This is a genomic window from Amorphoplanes digitatis (assembly GCF_014205335.1).
Classification (GTDB): Bacteria; Actinomycetota; Actinomycetes; order Mycobacteriales; family Micromonosporaceae; genus Actinoplanes; species Actinoplanes digitatus.
Genome location: NZ_JACHNH010000001.1, coordinates 1405897 through 1429893, shown reverse-complemented (window position 1 = coordinate 1429893; position 23997 = coordinate 1405897). Strand labels below are relative to the sequence as shown.

The window sequence follows — 23997 nt, the reverse complement described above, 5'->3', positions numbered from 1 at the left end:
GGTGGTTCCAGGTACCGGAGATGAGCTGATGGCAGCGACCACCCGATCGCAGGCCCCGCCGGGAGCTACCGAGCGGAGCCCGCGCCGCGCCGTGCGCGGCTGGGCGTGGGCCTGCATCGCCGTCGCCGTCGCCGCCGCTGCCTTCGGCGCCGTGCTGAGCACGGGTGTGTTCGGGCCGGGACCCTCGGCGATCATCGCCTACGTCGGGCTCTGCCTCGCCGCGCTCGCCGCGGCCATCGCCTGCGTGTACCGCGCCGCGAAGTTCCACGGCCGGATGCGCGCCGGCTGGGCCCTCATCGCGCTCGGCGTCCTGTCCTGGGGAGCCGGCCGGGTGTCCGCCTTCCGGCTGGAGATCGTCACAGGCTCCGTCCCGCTGCCGTCCTCGGCCGATCTCGGCTACCAGGGCATGATCGTGCTGACCGCGGCCGGCCTGCTGGTGCTGCCCGTCGCCGCGCAGACAATGGCCAACCGGGCCCGCAGCGTCCTGGACGGCCTGATGGTCGCGGCGTCGCTGCTGCTGATCACCGCGCACGTCATCTACGAGCCGCTGCACAAGCTCGGCGTGGCCGACGGGCGCGGCCTGCTCGTCAACGTCGGGTACCCGGTCGCCGACATCGTCATCGTCACCATCGTCGTCTACATGCTGGCCCTCCAGCGCCGGCACGGGAACACCTTCGCCCGGCTCGCGCTGATCATCGCCGGCGTCAGCGCCTTCGCCGTGTCCGACATCGGGTACGCGTACCTGAACCTCACCGACGTGTACTACTCCGGCGGGGTCATCGACGTCGGCTGGTTCGCCGGCCTCATGCTGATCCTGCTCGCCGCCGCCAGGCCGGTCGGCGCCGGCCCGGTCGTCGAGCCCGCCAGCAACGAGGGCGCCCAGCCGTTCGGCGTGCTGCTGCCGTACATCGCCGTGCTCGCCGCGCTGCTGACCAGCGTCGTCTGGTTCCTGCGCACCGGGCAGGCCACGCCGTTCACCGCGTACTCCCGGTCGGCCCTGATCCTGCTGATCGTGGGCCGCCAGATGCTCACCCTGCTGGAGAACCGCAACCTCACCGGCAACCTCGAGGCCCGGGTCGCCGACCGCACCGCCGAGCTGTCCGCCAGCGAGCAGCGCTTCCACTCGCTGGTGCAGCACAGCTCGGACGTGGTGACCGTGGTCGGCACCGACGCCGAGGTGCTCTACCAGAGCGAGTCCGTGCAGCGGGTCTTCGGCTACTCGCCGGACGTGCTCACCGGCCGCCGGCTCATCAGCCTGCTCGACCCCGCAGCGGCCAGCCGGCTCTCCGAGGCCCTGCGCTCGGTCAGCGATCAACCGCACGCGACAACGGTGATCGAGGTGACCCTGCCGCACCACGACCGCCGGATGCGGGAGGCCGAGATCACCGTCACCAACCTGCTCGACGACCCGAACGTCGGCGGCCTGGTCCTGAACACCCGCGACATCAGCGAGCGCAAGGAGCTGCAGGAGCAGCTCGTGCACGAGGCGTACCACGACGCGCTCACCCAGCTCGCCAACCGCGCCCTGTTCCGCGAGCGGGTCGCCGCGGCCCTGGAACACCGCGGCGCGGACGACGATGTGACGGTGCTCTTCCTCGACCTGGACGGCTTCAAGGAGGTCAACGACAGCCTCGGGCACCTGGCCGGCGACCGCCTCCTGGTGCAGGTCGCCGAGCGGCTGACCACCTCCGTCCGCCAGGGCGACGTGGTGGCACGCTTCGGCGGCGACGAGTTCGCCGTGCTGATCTCCTCGCCGCTCGGCGCGGGCGAGGCCGAGGTCGTCGCGCAGCGCATCGTCGACGGGCTGCACGAGCCCTTCCTCGTCGACGAGCGCACCCTGCACGTGCGGGGCAGCATCGGGCTCGCGTCGTACACGACGCTCGCCGACGGCGAGGACGCCGGCAACGCCGAGCAGCTCATGCGCAACGCCGACCTCGCCATGTACAAGGCCAAGGCGACCGGGGGCAGCAGCTTCGCCAGCTACGACCCGCGGATGCTGGCCGGCCTGGTCGAGCGCCTCGAGCTCGAGGCCGACCTGCGCCTGGCCCTGGAGCGCGACGAGCTGCGGGTGCACTACCAGCCGACCATCGACATGACCGACAGCAGCATCGTCGGCTTCGAGGCGCTGGTGCGCTGGCAGCACCCGACCCGCGGCATGATCAGCCCGCTCGACTTCATCCCGATCGCCGAGGCGACCGGCCTCATCGTCCCGCTGGGCCGCTGGGTGCTCACCGAGGCGTGCCGGCAGGCCGTCGAGTGGGCCGAGCGCGACAACCGGCGGCCGATCAAGATGGCCGTGAACGTCTCGGTGCGCCAGTTCGACCGCAGCGACCTGGCGACCGTCGTCCGCGAGGTGCTGACCGAGACCGGCATGCCGGCCGACCGGCTCTGCCTCGAGATGACCGAGAGCGTGCTGATGACCGACACCGAGGAGAACCTGGCCCAGCTGGTCCGGCTCAAGGCGCTCGGCGTGACCCTGGCGATCGACGACTTCGGCACCGGCTACTCCTCGCTTGCCTACCTGCGCCGGTTCCCGGTCGACATGCTCAAGATCGACCGCTCGTTCATCGAGCGGCTCGGCGAGCAGACCGACGACACCGCGCTGGCCAGCACCATCGTCCAGCTCGGGCAGAGCCTCGGCATGACCACCGTCGCCGAGGGCATCGAGGAGTACGGCCAGCTCGCCGCGCTGCGCGAGATGGGCTGCACGTTCGCGCAGGGCTTCTACTTCTCCCGCCCGGTCGCGGCGGGCGAGGCCGGCCGCCTGCTCCCGCTGCCGCTGGCCGCCGACGCACCGGTCGCCTGAGCGACTGCCCGCGCCGCGGTCAGAACAGGGTCGCGGGCCCGACCGGCTCCGGCTCGGGCAGCGGCCCGAGGCCGGGCACGCGCGCACGGACCTCCGCGTGGAAGCGGCGGGCGAGCGCGGGCGCGTCGGCGTTGTCCGGGGTGTGAATGAACACGGTCGGCGAGCGGCCCTCGCCGAGCCAGCCGGCGACCACGTCGACCCAGCGCCGCCAGCCCTCGACCGTACGCGCGCCGTCGTCGCGGCCGAGGTACCGCACGATCGGCCGGTCGGTCAGCGCGCGGGTGCGCAGCGGCAGGCGCGGCTTCTTGGTCCAGGCGTCCCGCTCCGCGTCGCTTGTCGGCGGGCTCGCGAAGAACGCGGTGGTGTCGAACGGTATCCACTCGGCGTCCGCGGCGGCGAGCACGCCCTCCAGCCGCTCCGTCGCGCGGGAATCGGCGAAGAACGCGGGATGACGGACCTCGACGGCATACGGGTACGCGGCCGGCAGCCGGCTCAGGAAGCGGTCCAGCACGGGTACGTCGGCGGGGCCGAACGACCCCGGTAGCTGGATCCAGAGGGCGTGCAGCCGCGGGCCGAGCGGCTCCATCGCGTACAGGAAGGCCCGGAGCGCCTCGTCGACGTCGGCGAGCCGGCGCTCGTGCGTGATCAACCGGGGCAGTTTCATCACGAACCGGAATTCCGGGCCGGTCTGCGCCGCCCACGTCGCCACCGTGTCCCGGGCCGGCGTCGCGTAGAAGGTGGTGTTCCCCTCGACCGCGTCGCACCAGCCGGCGTAGGCCCGCAGGCGCTCCTGCGGCGCCTGCGGCCAGGACTTGTGGGTCCACATGGCGCACCCCACGTGCAGCCGCTCCACGAATCCCCCTTTACCCCGCGTAAACACCGCGAGGGTAACGCGCGAGCGCGCGAAACGCCGGTGCCGGTATCCGATGCCGGCGCCGGGGTGCCACGATGTTCGCCATGACCTTGGTACACACGGTCCGGCTGCGCTTCGGACAGCTCTCCCGGGCGGCGGCCACGCACACCAACCTGTCCGCGGTCCGCGTCGACGGCCGGGTGCTCTGGATCGCCGGCGACGAGACCGCGACGCTCGAACGGCTGGTGGCCGACGACCCGGACGCGCCGACGGAGTACTCCGACGAGCGCACGTTCCGGCTGGCCGACTTCGCCGACCTGCCCGGCGAGGACGCCGACGAGGAGGCCGACATCGAGGGGCTGGCCCGCACCGGGCACTTCCTCTGGGCGGTCGGCTCGCACAGCCTGCGGCGCAAACAGATCAAGGAAAGGCACGCCGGCGACAAGGCGCTGCGCCGGCTCGCCCGGGTGGAGGGCCAGGCCAACCGCCAGCTCCTGGTACGGCTGCCGATCGCCGACGTGGACGGCCTGCCGACGCCGGTTCCGGAGATCGAGGTGGACGGCGAGCGGCACCGGGTGGCGCAGCTCGACCCCCGGGACGGCCTGCGCGCGCTCCTGCGGCACGACGACCACCTGGCGCCCTTCCTGGCCATCCCCGGCAAGGACAACGGCCTGGACGTCGAGGGCATCGCGGTCACCGGCGACCGGGTCTATCTGGGCCTGCGCGGCCCGGTGCTGCGCGGGTGGGCGTTCGTCATCGAGCTGCGGCCGTACGTGGACCCCGCCGACCCGGGCCGGCTGCGCCTGCGCGACTTCGAGGACGGCCGGCCCTACCGCAAGCACGTCCTCGACCTGGACGGCCTGGGCGTCCGCGACCTGTGCCCGGCCGGTGACGACCTGCTGATCCTCGCCGGCCCGACGATGGACCTCGACGGCCCGGTACGCATCTACCGCTGGCACGGCGCCTGCCAGGTGGGCATGCCGGCGATCGTGCGCGGCGAGCTGCTCTCCCGCGAGCTGGAGCTCACCTACGGCGAGGGCGACGACCACGCCGAGGGGCTCGGACTGATCGGCCCGCCGGAGAACCGGACCGCGCTCGTGGTCTACGACAGCCCGGCCGCGGTCCGGCTGACCGACGACGGCGCGGTGGTCGCCGACGTGGTGCAACTGCCTTAGCGGCGTTCTCCGGTGGTGCGCCACGGCGCGCCACCCCCGCAGCGGCCATAAGCCCCATTGTGGACGGGCCGCGCATCGTGGCGCCCGGATGCCGAAGTTCCGGAACCGTGAGTTTGCGGCGCCGCCCTGATCGGGTGCCACGCCGCCCGTCAGCGCGCCTACCTGCGGAGACAAGCGTCGATCCCCGGCGGATCCGCACGCGCCTTCTGAGAGCGCGTACGAGGAAGCGCTTCCCGAGCCTCTAGCAGGCATTGACACCCGTTAACCCGGGGTTCAAAGTGACCTATCAAAGAGCGCTTTCTCACGCATGTAGCGGCTCGGTAATCACATCGACACATCCCCTCACATCCCCATCCCCCACTTCTTGATTCCCCGCAAGGAGGACCCGTTCATGAGTTCAGCCGTGTTCCGAGGCGGAGGGCGCAGCACGTCGCCCACGAGGGCCGTCGCCCTCACCGCAGCGCTCCTCGGTCTGCTCGCCGCCTTCCTGGTCGTCACGGTCCGGGACGCCGAGGCGGCCGAGGTGATCGTCTCGCAGGGCAAGCCGACCACGGCCTCCTCCGTGGAGTGGGCGGGCACCCCCGCCTCCGCCGCCACGGACGGCAACACCGGCACCCGCTGGTCCAGCGCCTTCGCGCCCAGCCAGTGGCTACAGGTCGACCTCGGCGCCACGACGGCCGTGAGCAGCGTGAATCTGAACTGGGAGGCCGCATACGCGACGGCGTTCACGGTGCAGTTCTCCACGAACGGCACGACCTTCACCAACGCCACCGGCACGCTGCGCGGCAACGTCGGCGCCCAGGCGATCACCGTCGCGGGCAACGCCCGGTACGTGCGGCTCAACCTCACCGAGCGGGCGTTGGCGATCTACGGCTACTCGCTCTGGGAGTTCCAGGTCTTCTCCGGCGGAACCCCGCCGACGACGCCACCGACGACACCACCCACGACACCGCCGACCGGCACCGCCACGCTGCTGTCGTACAACAAGCCGGGCGCGGCGTCGAGCGAGCAGAACGACGTCAACTGCAACCCGTGCACCGTCGGCAAGGCCTTCGACCTGGACCCGGCCACCCGCTGGGCGACGAGCTCGACCACCGGCTGGGTGGACCCGGGCTGGATCTACGTCGACCTCGGCGCCACCGCACAGATCAGCCGGGTGGAGTTGCAGTGGGACCCGGCGTACGCGACCGCGTACCGGATCCAGGTCTCGCCGAACGCGTCCACCTGGACCGACATCTACTCCACGACGACCGGCAAGGGCTTCAAGGAGGTCCTCAACGTCTCCGGCAGCGGCCGCTACGTGCGGATGTACGGCACCGCCCGCTCCGGCCCGTACGGCTATTCGCTGTACGACTTCAACGTCTACGGCACCGGCGGCGCGCCGAACACCCCGCCCGCCAGGCCCGCCGACCCGACGTTCCCGGCGACCAACCTGGTCTGGAGCGACGAGTTCAACGACCCGGCCGGCACCAGGCCGAGCACGGCGAAGTGGACCTACGACCCGGGCTTCCCGCAGAACGGCGAGATCCAGTACTACTCCGAGAACAGCAACAACGCGCAGATGGACGGCGGCGGCAACCTCGTCATCGAGGCGCGTAAGGAGGCCTCGAACGGCCGCGAGTACACCTCCGCCCGGATGAACACCGGCGGCAAGTTCACCGCGCAGTACGGCCGGGTCGAGGCCAGGATCAAGGTGCCCAAGGGCAACGGCCTCTGGCCCGCGTTCTGGATGATGGGCGCCGATTTCCTCACCGGCCGCCCGTGGCCGTACAACGGCGAGATCGACATCATGGAGGTCCTCGGCCGCAACACCACCGAGGGCTACTCGACCCTGCACGCGCCGCAGTACAACGGCGGCGGGGGCTACGGGCAGAAGTACACCACGCCCGGCGCGGCCGACCTCTCCACCGCGTTCCACGTCTGGACGGCCGAGTGGGACAGCAAGGGCATCCGGTTCCTGCTCGACGGAACCCAGGTCTTCTACGCCAGCAAGGCGACCGTCGAGGCGACCCGCGGACCGTGGATCTTCGACCACCCGTTCTACATCATCCTCAACCTCGCGGTCGGCGGAGACTTCCCCGGCCCGATCGACGCCTCCACCCCGTTCCCCTCCCGGATGCTCGTCGACTACGTCCGCGTCTACAAGTGACCTGACGGCCGCATCCAGCGCCGGGGCGGGGCCCCCATCCCCGCCCCGGCGCACCACCTCCCAGAAGTTCCACCGCCACTTTTGGAGGAATCCCCGATGAAGAAGAGATCCCTGTCCATCGCGGCCGCGGTCGTGGCCGTCCTGACGACCTACGTCGTCGCCGCGCAGTCCAGCGCCAGCGCCGCGGACCCCCTGCTCTCACAGGGCCGCCCGGCCACCGCGTCGTCGACCGAGTCCGCCGCCTTCCCCGCCTCGAACGCCGTCGACGGCAACCCGGGCACCCGCTGGTCCAGCGCGTTCAGCGACCCGCAGTGGCTGCAGGTCGACCTCGGTGGCACCGCGACGGTCTCCTCCGTGGTGCTGGCCTGGGAGACCGCGTACTCGAGGACGTTCAGCGTGCAGGTCTCCCCCAACGGCAGCACCTGGACCACGATCAAGGCCAACGTCGCCGGCACCGGCGGGCGGCAGAGCGTCGCCGTCGCCGGCTCCGGGCGCTACGTGCGCATGCTCTCGACGGCCCGCGCCACCCAGTGGGGCGTCTCGCTCACCGAATTCGAGGTGTACGGCACCGGCGGCGGCCCGACCGCACCGCCGACCATCCCGCCGGGCGCCGTGCGGGTGGCCGAGTTCCTCGCCGACTGCCCGTACAGCCACCGGCTGCCGGACGACCCGATCGTGTTCCCGAGCATGCCGGGCGCCTCGCACATGCACAGCTTCTTCGGCAGCACGGTGACAAACGCCTACTCGACCGTCAACGACCTGCTCAACGCGAACAGCAACTGCAACCCGTCGATCGACAAGTCCTCGTACTGGATCCCGACCTTCTACAACAACAACGTCCCGGTCGAGCCGACCACGGGCATCTTCTACTACCTGGGCGAGGGCGTCAGCGACGCGCTCATCGCGCAGACCCAGCCGCTGCCGCTCGGCCTGCGGATCGTGGCGGGCAACGCCAAGGCGACCGGGCCGAACGACAACACCATCTCGCGCTGGTCCTGCCTGCACGCCGGTGAGGTCGGCTCGTCGCACGACTTCGTGACCTGCCCGGCCGGCACGATGCTGGAGTCGTACCTCGACTTCCCGCACTGCTGGGACGGGGTGCACCTGGACTCCGCCGATCACAAGAGCCACATGGCGTACCCGGTCAACAACGCGTGCCCGACCAGCCACCCGGTGGTCGTGCCGAAGCTGCGCCAGGTCATGCGGTACCCGGTCAGCGGCAACCCGGCCGGCTTCCGGCTGGCGTCCGGGCCCGGCTATACGATGCACGGCGACTTCTTCAACGCCTGGCCGGAGGACGAGATGGCCCGTCGGGTCAACGACTGCATCCGGATCATCGTCAAGTGCGGCACCAACGGGCGGCCCTGAGATGACCGCCGCGGCCGCCGGGGCGCAACCTGGCCCCGGCGGCCCGCGGAGGAGGGCTAAATCGGTACAAGAAAGCGCTCTCAGACCGAAATATTCTGGTGCTATAACAGACGCCATGACAACCCGGCCCGCCCGCGGAGGGCAGAACCCGACGATGGATCAGGTCGCTGAGGCGGCCGGGGTCTCGCGGGCGACCGTGTCCCGGGTGATCAACGGCGCACCCAGCGTCGACGCCAAGATCCGCGAGATCGTCCAGCGGGCCATCGCCGAGACCGGCTACGTGCCGAACGTCGCCGCCCGCTCGCTGGTCACCCGCAAGTCGAATTCGGTCGCGCTCGTCATCTCCGAGCCCGATCGGCCGTTCGACTCCTCGTTCCTGAACCGGATCTTCACGGACCCGTACTTCGGCCGGATCACCGCGGGCGCGACCGGCGCGCTGCGCCCGCACGACATCCATCTGGTGATCATCCCGACCGACTCGACGGACCACCACCACGTGCTGCGCTACCTGCGCCAGGGACACGTCGACGGCGTCCTGCTGATCAGCAGCCACGAGCAGGACCCGCTGCCCCGCCAGGTGCACGAGCTGGGCATCCCCGCGGTCGTCTCGGCCCGGCCGGCCTCGCCGCTGGCCGTCAGCTTCGTCGACGTCGACCAGCGCCTCGGCGCCCGGCTCGCGGCCGAGCACCTGCTCGCCCGCGGCTGCCGCCGGCTCGCCACGATCAGCGGGCCGCTGGACATGCCGTCGAGCCAGGACCGGCTCGACGGCTTCCGGTCGTACCTGGCGAATCGCGGCGTCGCGGACGTGCCGGCCGTCGAGGGCGACTTCACCCGGCACGGCGGCGAGGCGAGCGCCCGGCGGCTGCTGGGCGAGCACCCCGACGTCGACGGCCTCTTCGTCGCCAGCGACCTCATGGCCGAGGGCGCCCTGCTGGCGGTGCAGGACCTCGGCCGCCGGGTGCCCGACGACATCGCGGTGGTCGGCTTCGACGACAGCAGCGCCGCCCTCGACTGCCGGCCCCTGCTGACCACGATCCGACAGCCGGTCGAGGAGATGGCCGCGGAGATGGCCGAGGTGCTGATGGCCCGCATCGCCGCGCCGAACCGGTTGCCGCGCTCGGTCACGTTCCAGCCCACCCTGGTGATCCGCGAATCCGCCTAGGGGTGTCTCGCGGATCATGGCCCGCCGCAGGCCGTCATGATCCGCGAGACACCCCCTGGCCGCCCCGCACCCGGTCGACCCGATCGGCCATCATGACTGCGTGGGCGACCTCCTGATCAATCTTCTCGCCAGCCTCATCGCCGGCACCGCCGTCTGGCTCACCGGATTTCTGCTGCGCCGCCGGCGGCTGGCCCGCGAACGCGGGTTCTTCGGCCTCACCGAGGGCGCGAGCTGCCTGCTCGTCGTCTCCCGGCACGCGTCGTCCCCGCGCGAGAACAGCGTCCATCGCCGCGACGTGGCGGCGCTCGTCGAGCTCGCGACGATCGCCCGCGAGTGCGGCGCCCGGGCCGACCGGGTCGGCGAGGCCGAACCGGCCGGGGAGATCGGCCGGCAGACCGAGTTCTGCGTCGGCGGGCCGCTGACCGCCAACCCGCGCAGCGCGGTGCACCTGCGCACGATCCTGCGCGGCGTGACCTTCGCGAACGTCGTCGATCCCGGCGAGCCCCGGCTGGCCTTCACCGTCGGCGGCAAGGAGTACGTCCGGACTCCGGACACGACCTACGTGGTGCTGGCGCGGTTCTGGGGACCGGGCCGCGGTTGCCCCGTCTTCCTGCTGGCCGGCCTCACCGCCGGCGCCAACCTCGCGGCCGCCCGCTACCTCGCCGGCCGGCACCGCCAGCTCGAGCGAAAGTACGGCGCCGACCGGCCGTTCTGCCTGGTGCTGCGGATCGTCGAGCCGGCGGCGTACGGCACCGACTTCATCGACGTGGCGGCCGACGTGTCGGACGTCGCGTTCGAGGCGGCGCCGGTCGCCGACCCGATCGGGCCGACGGCGTCACCGCCCGCGCAGTAGCCTCCGAGGCATGCGGACAACTGAGGCGGAGCGGTGAGGCTCGACGAGGCCTGGGGCCTGGCCCGCGACGACAGCGGCCTGGCCATCGTGTCGACCCTGCGCGCCGACGGGACGATCCAGTCGTCGCTCGTCAACACGGGCGTGCTGGCCCACCCGTCGACCGGGGAGCCGGTGCTGGGCTTCGTCACGTACGGGAGGGTGAAGATGGCCAACCTGCGGGCCCGCCCGCAGGTGACCACGGCGTTCCGCAAGGGCTGGCAATGGGCGGCCGTCGAGGGCCGCGCGGAGCTGGCCGGCCCGGGCGACCCGCGGCCCTGGCTGGACGCGGAGCGCCTGCGGCTGCTGCTGCGCGAGGTCTTCACCGCGGCGGGCGGCACCCACGACGACTGGGCGGAGTACGACCGGGTGATGGCCGAGCAGGGCCGCACCGCGGTCCTGATCACCCCGTCCCGCGTCTACGGCAGCTGACCGGCCGGATCACCCCAGCTCCTTGACCATCTGCTGGGCCAGCAGCCCGTAGCCCAGCCGCTCGACGAGGCGCCGGGCGCCGTCGTTGGCGCCGTCCACGTTGAGGCCGAGTGCGTGCACCCCGCGGCGTACCAGCTCGGCCTCGATCGCGGCGATCACCGCCGTGCCGTGCCCCCGGCCGCGGAACCCCTCGTCGATTCCGACGTGGTGCAGCCAGCCCAGGCCGGGCCGGGGCGGCGCCGGCATCGCGGCCCAGACCCAGCCGACCGGCTCGCCCTTCGCGCACACCGTGCGCAGGATCGACCCCTCGGTCCGGTCGCCGTGCGGTAGCAGCTCGGCCAGCCTCCGGGCCGCGCGGGCCTCGGCCTCGCCGTGCCAGACGCCCTGATCCCGCACGAGGCGCTGGGCGTACTCGGCGAAGTGGGTCTCGATGCGGCCCGCATAGTCGATCATCGGCACGAGCTCGATGCCGGCCGCGGACGGCGCGTCGGCGATCGAACGGGACCACTGCTGAGCGGTCACCTCGAAGCGGAGCCGGTCGTACAGGCGCAGGGCCGTGCCGTTGTCGCCGAAGACGTTCAGCCCGAGCCGCGCCACGCCCAGCCCGGCCAGCTCGGCCTCGACGGCCTCGATGATCGCGCCGCCGTAGCCCCGGCCGCGGTGGGCGGCGTCGACCTCGACGTCGCAGATCCAGGCCATCTCGGGCACGGTCGCGCCCGGCAGCGACACCCAGATCCAGCCGACCTCGGCACCGTCCACAACGGCCTTGCGGAGCAGCTGGCCGCGCGTCGCCGGGCCGCGCGGCAGCCGCTCGGCGATGTCGCGCTCGGACTCCGCCGCCGCCTCCGGCAGGGAGAGGTTGCGGGCGACGGCGATCGCCGTCGCGTAGCCGGTGACCATCGGCTCGCGCCGGGACGCGAAGTCCCGGTCATCCATTTCCAGCAGTGTCAATGCCATGAGGTGACCCTTTCACGACGGAGTGACACGGTCACCGGGCGTGTCCGGAGAAAACGGTGACCAGGGGCTGAATCGGAGCGGTCGTCCCTCGGTCGGGGTATACACACGCCCTCCGGAATCGGGCAATCATCTGACCAACCGGTCCGATAGGGACCGGACAGGAGAAAAGGCAGGATGTGGGGCCCGATGGTGAAGTGGACCCTGGTGCCGTGCCTGGTGACTCTGCGCAATGAGTTCAACCGGCTGGCTCCGAACCGCGACAAGGCGAGCGACGGATCGGTCGGCGACACCTCACACGCCGCGAACTCCTCGGACCACAACCCCGACGAGACCGGCAGAACGCCGCAGGACGACGGCGACAGAAGGAACGAGGTCCACGCCATCGACGTGGACGACCACCTGCACAAGGCCGGCTGGGACATGGAGCGGTGTGTGGAGATCATCGTCGCCCGGCACCGCGAGGGCAACGACGACCGGCTCCAGAACATCATCTACAACCGTCGCATCTGGTCGCGGTCGTGGGGCTGGACGGCCCGGCCGTACACCGGTACCAGCCCGCACACCGAACACGCGCATTTCTCGGCCCGGTACACCACTGCCCAGGAGAGCGACACGAGCCCCTGGGGACTGCTGGAGGAAGACGTGACGAAGACCGAATTCAACGCCTGGATGACCGAGTGGGCACGCAGCCCGGTGGGGCGCGAGGCCCTGGCCGTTGCGGTCCTGGCCTGGGACCCGGGCGTCGACGCGAGCGGCCACGTCCGTCCCGGCGGCGTGCCGAACCCGGACCCGGTCGGATTCAAGAACAACCCAACCTTCGGGCCGAACTACGCGCTGCACCGCGCGGTGGTCGCCGCGACCCTGGGCTACGAGATCCGCGAGCGGGTGGACAACGTGCAGGCGGCGGTCGACGCCCTGGTCAAGAGCCATTCGGCCGCGCCGGTCGGCGCGCAGGTGAACCCGCAGACGGCGCTGGACGCGATCGGCAACGGCCTGTCCAACCAGGAGGCCGCGGCGGCGCTGCGTGCGGCGCTCGGCGACCGGGCGGCGGAGGTCGGCCGGCTGCTGGCGGGCTAGTCCCGCACCGGCCGGTCGTTCGACGAAATGCCGGGCTTCGGTGGCCCGCCTCCGGAGCCCGGCAGTACCGTGAACCGCATGTTGATCAGCTGTGGGTGCCCGGTGTCCGGGGTGTGGGCGGACCCGTTGTCGGTGACCGGCTTCGCGATGCGCGCGGAGGAGCTCGGCTACCACGGCCTGTGGTCGTTCCAGCGCCTGCTCATCGGCGCGGGCCAGGACCTCGAGCCGGTCTACCGCAGCGTCCTCGACCCGCTGCTGGCGCTCACCTATGCCGCCGCCCGGACCACCCAGATCCGGCTCGGCGTCGCCGTGATCAACCTGCCGTACGTCTCGCCGACCTACCTCGCCAAGCAGGCGAGCACGCTCGACGTGCTCTGCGGCGGCCGCTTCGACCTGGGCCTGGGTACCGGCTGGTCCGAGGTGGAGTTCACCGCGACCGGCTCCGACCCGAACCCCCGCGGGCGCCGCACCGCGGAGTACCTGGAAGTCCTGCGCACGCTGTTCCGGGGCGAACCGGCCCAGTTCGACGGCGAGTTCTACACCGTGCCGCCGAGCGTGATGGCGCCCAAACCGGTGCAGGCGGGCGGCCCGCCGATCCTGCTGGGCGGCGGCGCGGACGTCGCGCTGCGCCGGGCCGGGCGGCTCGCCGACGGCTGGGTCAGCAGCAGCCGCGCCAGCCTCGACGACATCACCCGCGGCGCCCAGATCGTCCGGCGCGCGGCCGAGGAGTCGGGCCGGGACCCCGATTCCGTACGCATCGTCGTGCGCGGCGTGGTCAAGGCCGGGCTGCGCGACGAGAACGTGCCGCTGTCGGGCACCTGGGACCAGATCCGGGCCGGCGCGCAGCGGTACGCGGAGGCCGGCGTCACCGAGCTCTTCTACGACCTCAACTGGGATCCGTTCATCGGCGCGCCGGACGGTGACCCGCGCGCCGCGGGTGAGCGGGCCGAGGAGATCCTCACCGCGCTTGCACCTAACGGCTGAAGTTCCTCCCGTATACGTGTCAGCGAGGGGTACCGGGCCTTCCCGGGCCTCCTCGCCGACCGGGAACCTGGGTAGACGCCGCACGCAGCGCCTACTCAGGGAGTGCCATGTTCCGCCGCCCGCTCGCCGCCCTCGCCATCGCCGCCGCCCTGGTCACTCCGGCCGGATGCGGGATGCTCGGCGAGTCGCCGACCCCCGCCGCCGGCGGCGCCCCGGCGCCGCCGGCCGCCTCCGCAACGCCGGCCGCCTCCGCGACTCCCGGCTCCGACAGCGGCCTCGGCGACTCCGTGAAGGACTCCGGCGCCATCCCCGATCCGTGCACGCTGCTCAGCCGCACCGAGGTCACCCGCCTGACCGGCCGGGACATCAGCCAGATCGACGAGGACGGGCTCCCGGACGGCGACGAGAACCGCTACTGCCAGTGGCAGCAGCCCGGCGGCCAGCTTGCGGTCTTCCTGGGCCGGACGACCGCGGACGACTTCAAGATCAAAATCGCGGACGCGACCCCGGTGGACGGCGTCGGCGAGGACGCCTTCGCGCTGGCCGGCCACCTCTACGTGCTCTACGGCACGGTGTCGATCGACGTGTACAGCCGCGGCGACGACGACGCGGAGAACCTGGCCAAGGCCGCGACGATCGCCGAGGTCCTGATCACGAAGATCTGAATGACGGGGTTAACGCGCGGGCCGCGCTCGGCTAGTCTGCTGAGCCGATGACTACGCCCTCTCTCCCGCCGCCCGGCATGTACCGGTCGCGTTCGCGGGTCACCCGCAACCGGGCCGGACTCGCCGCGGCCGGGCTGGCGCTCGTGCTGCTCGGATACCTGATCGGACGCCTTCAGGGCGGCGCGGACGAGCCCGCCGTCGCCGCGCCGCCGCCGGCCTCCGCGCCGGCCTCGGCGACGCCGGCGCCCGAACCCTCGACCGAGCCGGCTACGCCCGAGCCGGCGACGCCCGGCCGGGACGCGTACGCCGTGTTCCAGGCCGAGGCGGCGTCCGGGCAGCAGGGCACCGACGTCGAGGAGACCGAGGACGAGGGCGGCGGCCAGAACGTCGGCTGGATCAGCAACGGCGACTGGCTGCGCTTCGACGACGTCGACTTCGGCGACACCCCGGCGACCGGGTTCGCCGCCCGGATCGCCTCCGACGCCGACGACGACAGCCGCGGCCGGATCGAGATCCGGATCGACAGCCCGGCCAACCCCCCGGCAGGCACCCTGATCACCGGCGACACGGACGGCTGGCAGGACTGGACGAGCCGGAGCACCGAGATCCAGCCGACCACCGGCCGGCACACGGTCTTCCTCGTCTTCGCCGCCGACGACGGCGACGAGTTCCTCAACATCAACTACTTCGCGTTCAGACACTGACACCTTCGCCGCGTTCGAACATGTGTGCGAAGATGGCCGCGTGTCCGACCAGGCGACCATCCTCCACGCCGACCTCGACTCCTTCTACGCCTCGGTCGAGCAGCGCGACGATCCCGGGCTGCGCGGCCGCCCGGTGCTCGTCGGCGGCGGCGTGGTGCTGGCGGCGAGCTACGAGGCCAAGGCCTTCGGGGTGCGCACCCCGATGGGCATCGCGCAGGCCCGGGCGCTCTGCCCGCACGCGCTGATCGTGCCGCCGCGGATGTCGGCGTACTCGGCGGCGAGCAAGGCGGTGTTCGAGGTCTTCCGCGACACCACGCCGATCGTCGAGGGCATCTCCATCGACGAGGCGTTCCTGGAGGTCGGCGGCCTGCACCGGATCCGTGGCACGCCGGCCGCGATCGCCGCGGGGCTGCGCGCCGACGTCCGCGACCGGGTCGGGCTGCCGATCACGGTCGGGGTGGCCCGCACGAAGTTCCTGGCCAAGGTCGCCAGCGCGGTGGGAAAGCCGGACGGACTGCTCGTCGTCGCGCCCGGACAGGAGCTGGCGTTCCTGCACCCGCTGCCGATCGAGCGGCTCTGGGGCGTCGGCCCGGTCACCGCCGGCAAGCTGCGCGAGCGCCACATCCTGACGGTCGGCCACGTGGCCCGCATCGGCGAGGCCGCCCTGGTCGCCATGCTCGGCGCGCACGCCGGACGGCACCTGCACGCGCTGGCGCACAACCGCGACCCGCGCCGGGTGCGGACCGGCCACCGGCGCGGGTCGATCGGTTCGCAGTGCGCGCTCGGCCGGCGGCAGCGCCCGTTCGAGGAGATCGAGGCGACCCTCGCCGCCCTTGTCGACCGGGTCACCCGCCGGATGCGCACGGTGCGCCGGTCCGGCCGCACGATCACGCTGCGCCTGCGCTTCGGCGACTTCACCCGGGCGACCCGCTCGCGCAGCCTGCTCAAGGCGACGATGCAGACCCGGGCGATCCTCGAGACCGCCCGGCAGTTGCTGCGCGAGGCCCGGCCGCTGATCGACGAGCGCGGCCTGACCCTGGTCGGCGTGGCGGTCGGCAATCTCGACCGCGACGGCGCCGTCCAGCTGGAGCTGCCCTTCGACCTACCCGTCGAGGACAGCCTGGACACCGCCCTCGACGCGGTCCGGGACCGCTTCGGCTCGACGTCGGTCACCCGCGCCGCGTCGCTGGGCCGGGACCTGAACCCGTCCGTGCCGATCCTGCCGGACTGATCCCGGCCCGGCTACGACTCGAGGCCGAGCTGGGCCCGGCCGGTGGCGCTGAGATCGTCGGCCATCGGCCGGCCGGCCCAGTCGATCTCGTAGTCCTCGGGCGCGAAGTCCGCCGGGCTGATGCCCTTGATGAAGGCCTGCCCGCACTCGGCGGCGTAGGCGGCGTTCTTCTCGCAGTACGGGCTCGCCGGGATGTACATGACGTTGCCCCAGCCCTGCTGATCCTTGACCGCGCCGACGGAGTGGATCATGTCGCCGTGCCACCAGACGGTGTCGCCGGGCTCGACCGCGGGGATCGGGGTCAGCGCGGGCATCAGCGCCGGGTGCCAGCGCTCGTTGATCGGCAGCGCCTGCCCGTTCGCGGCGCCGCACAGGTCGTCGTCGGCCACGTCGTCCTGCAGGGCGCGCAGCAGCAGGTAGGCCATCGCCGACGGGATCGGCACGACGTGCAGCACGCCCTCGGTCGGCGCCATGTCGGACAGCGCCGTCCAGCCCTGGAAGGTGCGGAACGCCGAGCACATCACCGTCGACTCGTACTCGTGCACGTCGGTGCGGTAGGCGCCGTCCCACGGGTCGTAGGCGTCCGGGTCGCCGCGGAAGACGTGCCGGAAGACGTTCTGGTACGCCGGGAGCAGCCAGCGCTCGATCGAGCCGGAGTCGGTGTGCGCGGACAGGCCGGACGAGTCGCTGCCGGGCTCGCGGCGGCGCACGCGGTCCGGGTACGCGGTGTCGCGGGTGGGGTCGAACCAGACCCGGCCCTCGCTTTCGTGCTTCCAGAAGGAGTTCAGGAAGCCCCGGACCGCGACCATGTTGTCGTCCTCGCGGGCCTGCATCTGCGGCCGCGACCAGTAGATCGGGAAGATCGACGGCCGGCTCGCGGCGAGGCCGCCGAAGACGCCGTCGTCGAGGTAGCGGTAGGTGCCGGCGAAGTCGTTGCGGTCCAGGTAGGAGACCAGCTCGGCGTCCCACTGCTCGGCGCGTACGCGGGGGAAGGTGCCTTTGACGACCGCGCAGCCGCGGCGGCGGACGGCCTCGACCAGGTCGGCCGGAACGGTGCCGGCGGCGACGTCGGCGAACCGCACGACGGGCCAGACCTCCTCACCCCGCCCGCGCTGGGCGACGATCTCGTCGACCTCGGCGCGCACGGCGGCCTCGGCCCGGGCGAAGGCCCCGGCGACGTCGCCGATCTGCGCCCGCAGCCGCGCCTTGGTCTCGCGGATGGCGGTGGGGATGTCGGCCGGTGCGGTGCTCATCGGTGTCTCCCTGCGTCGATTGGGCGTATTTGATTAGGTGACCTAACTAGAAGGTTGTCCTAATGTAAGAGCTCGGCAGGCGAGATCACAAGGGGGGTCCGTGAACGAGGTCGCCCGGGCACTGCCGCAGACGGTCCTGCGCGAGGCCACCGACCGGCGCCTGCTCGACGAGACCATCCGGCAGGGCCGGACCACGCGGGCCGAGCTGGCGGACGTCACCGGCTACTCGCGGCCGACCGTCTCCGAGGCGGTCCGCCGCCTGGTCGAGGTCGGGCTGCTCGACGCGACCGGCCTGAAGGAGACCGGCCGGCGCGGCCGGGTCGGCACCTTCTACGAGCTGGGCGCGCGGTCCGGATGGGTGCTCGCCCTCGAACTGGACCAGTCCGGCGTGCACGCCCGCGCGGCCGACCTGGCCGGGCGCACCCGCGCCGAGCTGCGCCGGCCGCCCACCCCACCGGGCGACGCCCCGGCGCTCGTCGAGAGCGTGCGGGCCGCGGTGCGCACGATCGACGGCGGCGCGGGCCCGCTGCGCACGGTCGGCGTCTCGATCGCGAACCCGGTGGACCCGGCCACCCACCAGACCGTTCCGCTGGCCGGCACGCCGTTCCCGGAGGGCCTGCTCAGTCCGATGGAGATGATCGGCGACCTGGTGCCGGCCCCGGTGCTCGTCGACAACGACGTCAACCTCGCCGCGCTGGCCGAGCACCGGGCGGGCCGGGCGGCGGGCGAGGCCAGCTTCGCGTACGTCTACGTGGGTGCCGGCCTCGGCGTCGGGCTGTACATCGGCGACCAGCTCATCCGGGGCGCGCACGGGCTGGCCGGCGAGATCGGCTACCTGCCCGGCTCCTCGGCGCCGACGCTCGCGGCGGACCTGGCGGCGGGCGGGCTGGGACGCTCGGACGCGCCCTCCAACGACGTGGCCGCGGCGCTGGCGCTGCTCGACCGGGCGGACGAGACGGCGCTGCGGGTGCTCGCGGAGGCGGTGGCCCGGGTGATCAACTCGGTCGCCGCGGTGGTCGACCCCGCGCTGGTCCTGCTCGGCGGCCCGGTGGGCACGCATCCGGCGCTGCTGCCCCGGGTACGCACGGCGATCTCCTTCCCGGGCCCGATCCGGGTGGAGCACGGCGCCCTTGGCACCGACGCGGCGTTGCGCGGCGCCCTGGAGCTGGCCATCGAACACGCCCGCGCGACGGCGGTGGCGGTCTGACATGGCCCTGCGACCCGTTCAGGTGAACATCAAGGCCGTCGATCACGCGGCGGTCGGCCGGTTCTGGGCGGAGGCGCTCGGTTGGAGCGCCTACTCGGGCCGGACGACCTACGTCGGGCCCGCCGGCGGCCTCGTCTGGCCGGACCCGGTCGTCCTCGGCATCGACGTCGTCCCGGTGCCGCAACCCAAGACGGCGGCGAAGAACCGGACACACCTCGACCTCGCCACGGCCTCCGCGGCACACCAGGCCGAGCTGGTCGCGCGCCTGCTGGCGCTCGGCGCGACGCCCGCCGACGTGGGACAGGGCGAGGTGCCGTGGGCGGTCCTGGCCGATCCGGAGGGCAACGAGTTCTGCGTGCTGGAGCCCCGGGAGGTCTACCGGGACACCGGGCCGATCGCCGCCGTGGTGGTCGACTGCGCGGATCCGCGGGCCATGGCCCGGTTCTGGGGCGAGGCGACGGACTGGGCACCGCACGAGGCGAACGACGAATTCGCGTCGTTGCGCTCCGCCGGCCCCTATCTCGAATTCCTCCGCGTCCCCGGCGCGAAGACCACGCCGGACCGCGTCCACCTCGACCTGCTGCCGTACCCCGGCGACGACAATGCGGCGGAGGTGGCCCGGCTGCGGGCCCTCGGCGCCACCGACCTCGACATCGGCCAGGGCGACGTCCCGTGGACGTGCCTGGCCGACCCGGAGGGCCACGAGTTCTGCGTCCTCGCCCGGTCCTGACGGCGCTCGTCGCGGGCCGTACGGCAGACTGCTGGGGTGCGGAAGATCTACGTCATCGGGATCGGATCGGGCGATCCCGACCAGCTGACCCTCCAGGCGGCCAAGGCGATCGGCCGGACCGACGTGTTCTTCCTCCTCGACAAGGGCGAGGCCAAGGAGAGCATGATCGAGCTCCGGCGCCGGATGCTGAAGGCATACGGCCGGCCGAGCCGGCGCATCGCGGAGGGCCGCGACCCCGACCGCGACCGGGCGCCGGCGGACTACGAGGCCACGATCGCCGACTGGCGGCGCCGGCGCTCCGAGGTCACCGAGGCGCTCATCGGCGAGCACCTGCTCGACGGCGAGACCGGCGCGTTCCTGGTCTGGGGCGACCCGTCGCTCTACGACTCGACGATCGCCATCCTCGACGAGATCCTGGCCCGCGGCCAGACCACCTTCGAGTACGAGGTCATCCCCGGCATCAGCAGCGTCTCGACCCTGGCCGCCCGGCACCGGATCGGCCTGAACCGGGTCGGCCGGCCGTTCCAGGTCACCACGGGACGCCGGCTTGCCGAGGGATGGCCGGACGGCGCCGACGACGTGATCGTGATGCTGGACGCGCACCAGACGTTCGGCACCGTTGACGCCGAGAACGTGGAGATCTTCTGGGGCGCGTACCTCGGCACCGAGGACGAGCTGCTGGTGGCCGGGCCGCTCGACGAGGTGGCCGACGAGATCCGCCGGGTGCGCGCGGAGGCCCGCGAACGCCACGGCTGGATCATGGACACCTACCTGCTGCGCCGCCGGGCCTAAGGGCTAGGCGTCGCCTTCCAGGTCCCCCTCGGTCTCCAGATAGACCTGCCGTAGCGCGGCGAGGGTGGCTGGTTCCGGCGCCTCCCACATACCGCGGTCCGCCGCCTCCAACAGGCGCTCGGTGATGCCGTGCAGCGCCCACGGGTTCGACCGGGTCATGAACTTCTGGTTCTCCGGGTCCAGCACGTAGGCCGCCGTGAGCTGCTCGTACATCCAGTCCGCGACGACGCCCGCCGTCGCGTCGTACCCGAAGAGGTAGTCGACCGTCGCGGCCAGCTCGAAGGCGCCCTTGTAGCCGTGCCGGCGCATGGCGGCGATCCACCGCGGGTTGACCACCCGGGCCCGGAACACCCGGGCCGTCTCCTCGGTCAGGCTGCGGGTCCGCGTCGCGTCCGGGTTCGTGGAGTCCCCGATGTACGCGGCCGGCGCCCGCCCGGTCAGCGCGCGCACCGTGGCGATCATGCCGCCGTGGTACTGGAAGTAGTCGTCCGAGTCGGCGATGTCGTGCTCGCGGGTGTCGATGTTCTTGGCCGCGACCTCGATCCGCCGGTACGCGGCCTCCATGTCGCCGCGCGCCTCGACCCCGTCCAGCCCCCGGCCGTAGGCGAACCCGCCCCAGACCGCGTAGACCTCGGCCAGGTCGGCGTCGCCGCGCCAGTCCCGGCTGTCGATCAGCGGCAGGATCCCCGCACCGTATGCGCCCGGCCGCGAGCCGAAGATCCGCGTGGTGGCCTGGCGCCAGGTCTTCTCCGCGGCGACGTCGGCGAGCGCGTGCGCACGGACGTAGTTCGACTCGATCGGCTCGTCGAGACCGGCGACCAGGCCGACCGCGTCGTCCAGCATGGCCACCACGTGCGGGAACGCGTCCCGGAAGAAGCCGGAGATGCGCACCGTCACGTCGACGCGGGGCCGGCCCAGCTCGTCGAGGCCGATCGGCTCGATGCCCGTGACGCGGCGCGAGGCCTGGTCCCAGATCGGGCGTACGCCCATCAGCGCGAGGATCTCCGCGATGTCGTCGCCCGCCGTACGCATGGCGCTCGTGCCCCAGGCCGAGAGCCCGACGGACCGCGGCCAGTCGCCGTAGTCGGCGCGGTAGCGCGCGAGCAGCGAGTCGGCCATGGCCTGGCCGGTCTCCCAGGCCAGCATGCTCGGGATCGCCTTGGGGTCGACGGAGTAGAAGTTGCGGCCGGTGGGCAGCACGTTGATCAGGCCGCGCAGCGGCGAGCCGCTCGGCCCGGCCGGCACGTAGCCGCCGTCGAGCGCGTGCAGCACGTTCGTCAGCTCGTCGGTGGTCCTCGCGAGGCGCGGCACGACCTCGGTGGCGGCGAAACGCAGCACGCTCGCGACCGTCTCGTCGTCGCTGACCCGCGCGGCCGCCTCCGGGTCCCAGCCGGCCGCCTCCATCGCGACGATCAGCGCCCGGGCCCGCTCCTCGACGGCGTCGGTCTCGGCGGTGGACGCCTCCTCGGCCAGCCCCAGCGCCTCGCGCAACCCGGGCAGGGCCGCGACCTGGCCGGCCCACATCTGGCGGGCGCGCAGCATCGCCAGCACCAGGTTGACCCGGGCCTCGCCGGTCGGCGCGGCGCCAAGGACATGCAGGCCGTCGCGGATCTGGACGTCCTTGATCTCGCAGAGCCAGCCGTCGACGTGCAGGATGAACTCGTCGAACTCCTCGTCGTCCGGCCGGTTGTCCAGGCCGAGGTCGTGGTCCATCCGGGCGGCCTGGATCAGGGTCCAGATCTGCGAGCGGATCGCGGGCAGCTTCGCCGGGTCGAGCGCGGCGATGTTCGCGTGCTCGTCGAGCAGCTGCTCGAGCCGGGCGATGTCGCCGTAGGACTCGGCGCGGGCCATCGGCGGGATCAGGTGGTCGACGAGGGTGGCGTGCGCGCGCCGTTTCGCCTGTGTCCCCTCACCCGGGTCGTTGACCAGGAACGGGTAAATCAGCGGCAGGTCGCCGAGCGCCGCGTCGGTGCCGTCCGAGGCGGACATGCCGACGTTCTTGCCGGGCAGCCATTCGAGGTTGCCGTGCTTGCCGACGTGCACGACCGCGTGCGCGCCGAAGCCGTCGGCCAGCCACCGGTACGCGGCCAGATAGTGGTGGCTCGGCGGCAGGTCGGGGTCGTGATAGATGGCGACCGGGTTGGCGCCGAAGCCGCGCGGCGGCTGCACCATGACGACGACGTTCTCCCCGCGCAACGCGGCGAGGACGATGTCGCCGGAGTCCACGTAGAGCTCGCCCGGCGCCGTCCCCCAGTGCCGCTCCATCGACTCGCGCAGGCCGGCCGGCAGCGTCGCGAACCAGGCGCGGTAGGAGTCGCCGGAGATCCGCACCGGGTTGCCGGCGAGCTGCTCCTCGGTCAGCCAGTCCGGATCCTGCCCACCGGCCGCGATCAGCGCGTGGATGAGCTGGTCGCCGTCCTGCTCGGCCACGCCGGGGAAGTCGCCGACCCGGTAGCCGCGCTCACTCATGGCCCGCAGCAGGCGCACGGTCGAGGCCGGCGTGTCGAGGCCGACCGCGTTGCCGATCCGCGAGTGCTTCGTCGGGTACGCCGAGAGCATGACCACGATCCGGCGCTCGGCCGGCGGAATGTGCCGCAGCCGGGCGTGCGCGACGGCGATGCCGGCGACCCGGGCCGCGCGCTCGGGATCCGGCACGTAGACCGAGAGCCCGTCGGGGTCGATCTCCTTGAACGAGAACGGCACGGTGATGATCCGCCCGTCGAACTCGGGGATCGCCACCTGCGTCGCCGCGTCGAGCGGGGAGAGGCCGTCGTCGCTGTCCTCCCAGGCGGCGCGGCTGCTGGTCAGGCAGAGGCCCTGCAGGATCGGCACGTCAAGGTCGGCGAGCACGCCGACGTCCCACGCCTCGTCGTCGCCGCCGGCGGACGCCGTCGCGGGCCGGGTGCCGCCGGCCGCGAGCACGGTCACCACCAGGGCGTCGGCCCGGCGCAGCTCGGCGAGCAGCTCCGGCGCGGCGGTGCGCAGCGAGGCCGTGAAGATCGGCAGCGGCCGCCCGCCCTTTGCCTCGATCGCCCGGCACAGCGCCTCGACGAAGCCGGTGTTGCCGGCCATGTGGTGCGCGCGGTAGTAGAGCACCGCGACCACCGGACCGTCGGCGTCCGCGGCGTCGCGCTCCAGCACGCCCCAGTCGGGAGCCGCGACCGGCGCCGCGAAGCCCCGGCCGGTCAGCAGGATCGTGTCGGAGAGGAAGTCGTGCAGCGCCGCCAGGTTCTCCGCGCCGCCGTACGCCAGGTAGCCGTGCGCCTCGGCGGCCACGCCGGCGGGCACGGTCGAGAGCTTCATCAGCTCGGCGTCGGGCGCCTGCTCGCCGCCGAGGACGACCACCGGGACCGGCCCGGCGAGCAGCGCGTCAAGGCCCTCCTCGAAGGCCCGGCGCCCGCCGAGGAGGCGCACGACGACCAGCTCGACCCCGTCGAGCAGGGCGGGAAGGTCGGCGACCGCGGTCCGGGCCGGATTGGCCAGGCGGTACGCCGAGCCGGCGGCACGGGCGCTCAGCAGGTCGGTGTCCGATGTCGACAGCAGCAGAAACACGGCTCTCCCCT

General features: G+C 72.6%; 19 protein-coding genes. 15 read left to right on the top strand and 4 right to left on the bottom strand.

Annotated elements, in window-relative coordinates; genetic code table 11:
* Positions 1-28 precede the first annotated feature (28 nt).
* Complete coding sequence (locus BJ971_RS06610) at positions 29-2806, top strand: putative bifunctional diguanylate cyclase/phosphodiesterase (protein ID WP_184990762.1); 2778 nt, start codon at positions 29-31, stop codon at positions 2804-2806.
* Positions 2807-2825: 19 nt separating this feature from the next.
* Here BJ971_RS06610 and BJ971_RS06605 read toward each other — a convergent pair whose 3' ends face one another.
* Positions 2826-3659 (bottom strand): DUF72 domain-containing protein, encoded by an 834-nt coding sequence (locus BJ971_RS06605; protein ID WP_498368183.1) that lies wholly within the window; start codon positions 3657-3659, stop codon positions 2826-2828.
* Positions 3660-3763: 104 nt separating this feature from the next.
* Between BJ971_RS06605 and BJ971_RS06600 the strand changes: the two genes are divergently transcribed.
* The 6 genes from BJ971_RS06600 to BJ971_RS06575 all read left to right on the top strand — a co-directional run bounded on the left by BJ971_RS06600 (position 3764) and on the right by BJ971_RS06575 (position 10834).
* Positions 3764-4834 (top strand): DUF3616 domain-containing protein, encoded by a 1071-nt coding sequence (locus tag BJ971_RS06600; RefSeq protein WP_184990760.1) that lies wholly within the window; start codon positions 3764-3766, stop codon positions 4832-4834.
* A gap of 391 nt (positions 4835-5225) precedes the next feature.
* Positions 5226-6983: a discoidin domain-containing protein gene (locus tag BJ971_RS06595; RefSeq protein WP_184990758.1), complete on the top strand. Its 1758-nt coding sequence runs from the start codon at positions 5226-5228 to the stop codon at positions 6981-6983.
* Between the two features lie 96 nt (positions 6984-7079).
* Complete coding sequence (locus BJ971_RS06590) at positions 7080-8351, top strand: DUF1996 domain-containing protein (RefSeq protein ID WP_184990755.1); 1272 nt, start codon at positions 7080-7082, stop codon at positions 8349-8351.
* A 154-nt stretch (positions 8352-8505) separates the two neighbouring features.
* Complete coding sequence (locus tag BJ971_RS06585) at positions 8506-9513, top strand: LacI family DNA-binding transcriptional regulator (RefSeq protein WP_184990753.1); 1008 nt, start codon at positions 8506-8508, stop codon at positions 9511-9513.
* Between the two features lie 100 nt (positions 9514-9613).
* The gene (locus BJ971_RS06580; RefSeq protein ID WP_184990751.1) at positions 9614-10366 is read left to right on the top strand and encodes a hypothetical protein; all 753 of its coding nucleotides are present in this window, start codon (positions 9614-9616) and stop codon (positions 10364-10366) included.
* A 33-nt stretch (positions 10367-10399) separates the two neighbouring features.
* Positions 10400-10834: a TIGR03618 family F420-dependent PPOX class oxidoreductase gene (locus tag BJ971_RS06575; protein ID WP_184990749.1), complete on the top strand. Its 435-nt coding sequence runs from the start codon at positions 10400-10402 to the stop codon at positions 10832-10834.
* Between the two features lie 9 nt (positions 10835-10843).
* Here the strand turns inward: BJ971_RS06575 and BJ971_RS06570 are convergent, their stop codons facing one another.
* The gene (locus tag BJ971_RS06570; protein ID WP_184990747.1) at positions 10844-11770 is read right to left on the bottom strand and encodes a GNAT family N-acetyltransferase; all 927 of its coding nucleotides are present in this window, start codon (positions 11768-11770) and stop codon (positions 10844-10846) included.
* A 207-nt stretch (positions 11771-11977) separates the two neighbouring features.
* On the opposite strand from BJ971_RS06570, the gene BJ971_RS06565 reads away from it, so the two are divergent.
* The 5 genes from BJ971_RS06565 to dinB all read left to right on the top strand — a co-directional run bounded on the left by BJ971_RS06565 (position 11978) and on the right by dinB (position 16452).
* Positions 11978-12868, top strand: a complete 891-nt coding sequence (locus BJ971_RS06565) for a hypothetical protein (protein WP_184990745.1) — start codon at positions 11978-11980, stop codon at positions 12866-12868.
* 78 nt (positions 12869-12946) lie between these two features.
* Entirely contained in the window at positions 12947-13852 is a 906-nt protein-coding gene (locus BJ971_RS06560) for a TIGR03619 family F420-dependent LLM class oxidoreductase (RefSeq protein WP_184990743.1), read from the top strand.
* Between the two features lie 107 nt (positions 13853-13959).
* On the top strand, positions 13960-14517 hold the full coding sequence (locus tag BJ971_RS06555; protein ID WP_184990741.1) for a DUF3558 family protein: 558 nt from the start codon (positions 13960-13962) through the stop codon (positions 14515-14517).
* Positions 14518-14564: 47 nt separating this feature from the next.
* Entirely contained in the window at positions 14565-15221 is a 657-nt protein-coding gene (locus BJ971_RS06550; protein WP_184990738.1) for a carbohydrate-binding protein, read from the top strand.
* Positions 15222-15261: 40 nt separating this feature from the next.
* Positions 15262-16452, top strand: coding sequence for a DNA polymerase IV (dinB, locus tag BJ971_RS06545; protein WP_184990736.1), 1191 nt, complete (start codon positions 15262-15264; stop codon positions 16450-16452).
* An 11-nt stretch (positions 16453-16463) separates the two neighbouring features.
* On the opposite strand, the gene BJ971_RS06540 is transcribed toward dinB, so the two are convergent.
* Positions 16464-17705, bottom strand: a complete 1242-nt coding sequence (locus tag BJ971_RS06540) for a YbiU family protein (RefSeq protein WP_184990735.1) — start codon at positions 17703-17705, stop codon at positions 16464-16466.
* A gap of 100 nt (positions 17706-17805) precedes the next feature.
* Here BJ971_RS06540 and BJ971_RS06535 point away from each other — a divergent pair, with 100 nt between their 5' ends.
* From BJ971_RS06535 to cobF, 3 genes are read left to right on the top strand one after another with little or no spacing between them, the layout of a single operon-like run.
* Complete coding sequence (locus tag BJ971_RS06535) at positions 17806-18912, top strand: ROK family transcriptional regulator (protein ID WP_184990734.1); 1107 nt, start codon at positions 17806-17808, stop codon at positions 18910-18912.
* Position 18913: 1 nt separating this feature from the next.
* Complete coding sequence (locus BJ971_RS06530) at positions 18914-19642, top strand: VOC family protein (protein WP_184990733.1); 729 nt, start codon at positions 18914-18916, stop codon at positions 19640-19642.
* Positions 19643-19678: 36 nt separating this feature from the next.
* Complete coding sequence (gene cobF / locus BJ971_RS06525) at positions 19679-20434, top strand: precorrin-6A synthase (deacetylating) (RefSeq protein WP_184990732.1); 756 nt, start codon at positions 19679-19681, stop codon at positions 20432-20434.
* Between the two features lie 3 nt (positions 20435-20437).
* On the opposite strand, the gene cobN is transcribed toward cobF, so the two are convergent.
* A complete protein-coding gene (gene cobN / locus BJ971_RS06520) occupies positions 20438-23986 on the bottom strand; it encodes a cobaltochelatase subunit CobN (protein WP_184990731.1) in 3549 nt (1182 codons plus the stop codon).
* Between the last annotated feature and the right edge of the window lie 11 nt (positions 23987-23997).

Bases quoted from the DNA above. Each gene is read 5' to 3' on its own strand.
- BJ971_RS06565 (WP_184990745.1), top strand. From the start codon at position 11,978: ATGGTGAAGTGGACCCTGGTGCCGTGCCTGGTGACTCTGCGCAATGAG.
- BJ971_RS06530 (WP_184990733.1), top strand. From the start codon at position 18,914: ATGGCCCTGCGACCCGTTCAGGTGAACATCAAGGCCGTCGATCACGCG.
- BJ971_RS06595 (WP_184990758.1), top strand. From the start codon at position 5,226: ATGAGTTCAGCCGTGTTCCGAGGCGGAGGGCGCAGCACGTCGCCCACG.
- BJ971_RS06560 (WP_184990743.1), top strand. From the start codon at position 12,947: ATGTTGATCAGCTGTGGGTGCCCGGTGTCCGGGGTGTGGGCGGACCCG.
- BJ971_RS06600 (WP_184990760.1), top strand. From the start codon at position 3,764: ATGACCTTGGTACACACGGTCCGGCTGCGCTTCGGACAGCTCTCCCGG.
- BJ971_RS06550 (WP_184990738.1), top strand. From the start codon at position 14,565: ATGACTACGCCCTCTCTCCCGCCGCCCGGCATGTACCGGTCGCGTTCG.
- BJ971_RS06570 (WP_184990747.1), bottom strand. From the start codon at position 11,770: ATGGATGACCGGGACTTCGCGTCCCGGCGCGAGCCGATGGTCACCGGC.
- BJ971_RS06610 (WP_184990762.1), top strand. From the start codon at position 29: ATGGCAGCGACCACCCGATCGCAGGCCCCGCCGGGAGCTACCGAGCGG.
- BJ971_RS06585 (WP_184990753.1), top strand. From the start codon at position 8,506: ATGGATCAGGTCGCTGAGGCGGCCGGGGTCTCGCGGGCGACCGTGTCC.
- BJ971_RS06590 (WP_184990755.1), top strand. From the start codon at position 7,080: ATGAAGAAGAGATCCCTGTCCATCGCGGCCGCGGTCGTGGCCGTCCTG.
- BJ971_RS06540 (WP_184990735.1), bottom strand. From the start codon at position 17,705: ATGAGCACCGCACCGGCCGACATCCCCACCGCCATCCGCGAGACCAAG.
- BJ971_RS06555 (WP_184990741.1), top strand. From the start codon at position 13,960: ATGTTCCGCCGCCCGCTCGCCGCCCTCGCCATCGCCGCCGCCCTGGTC.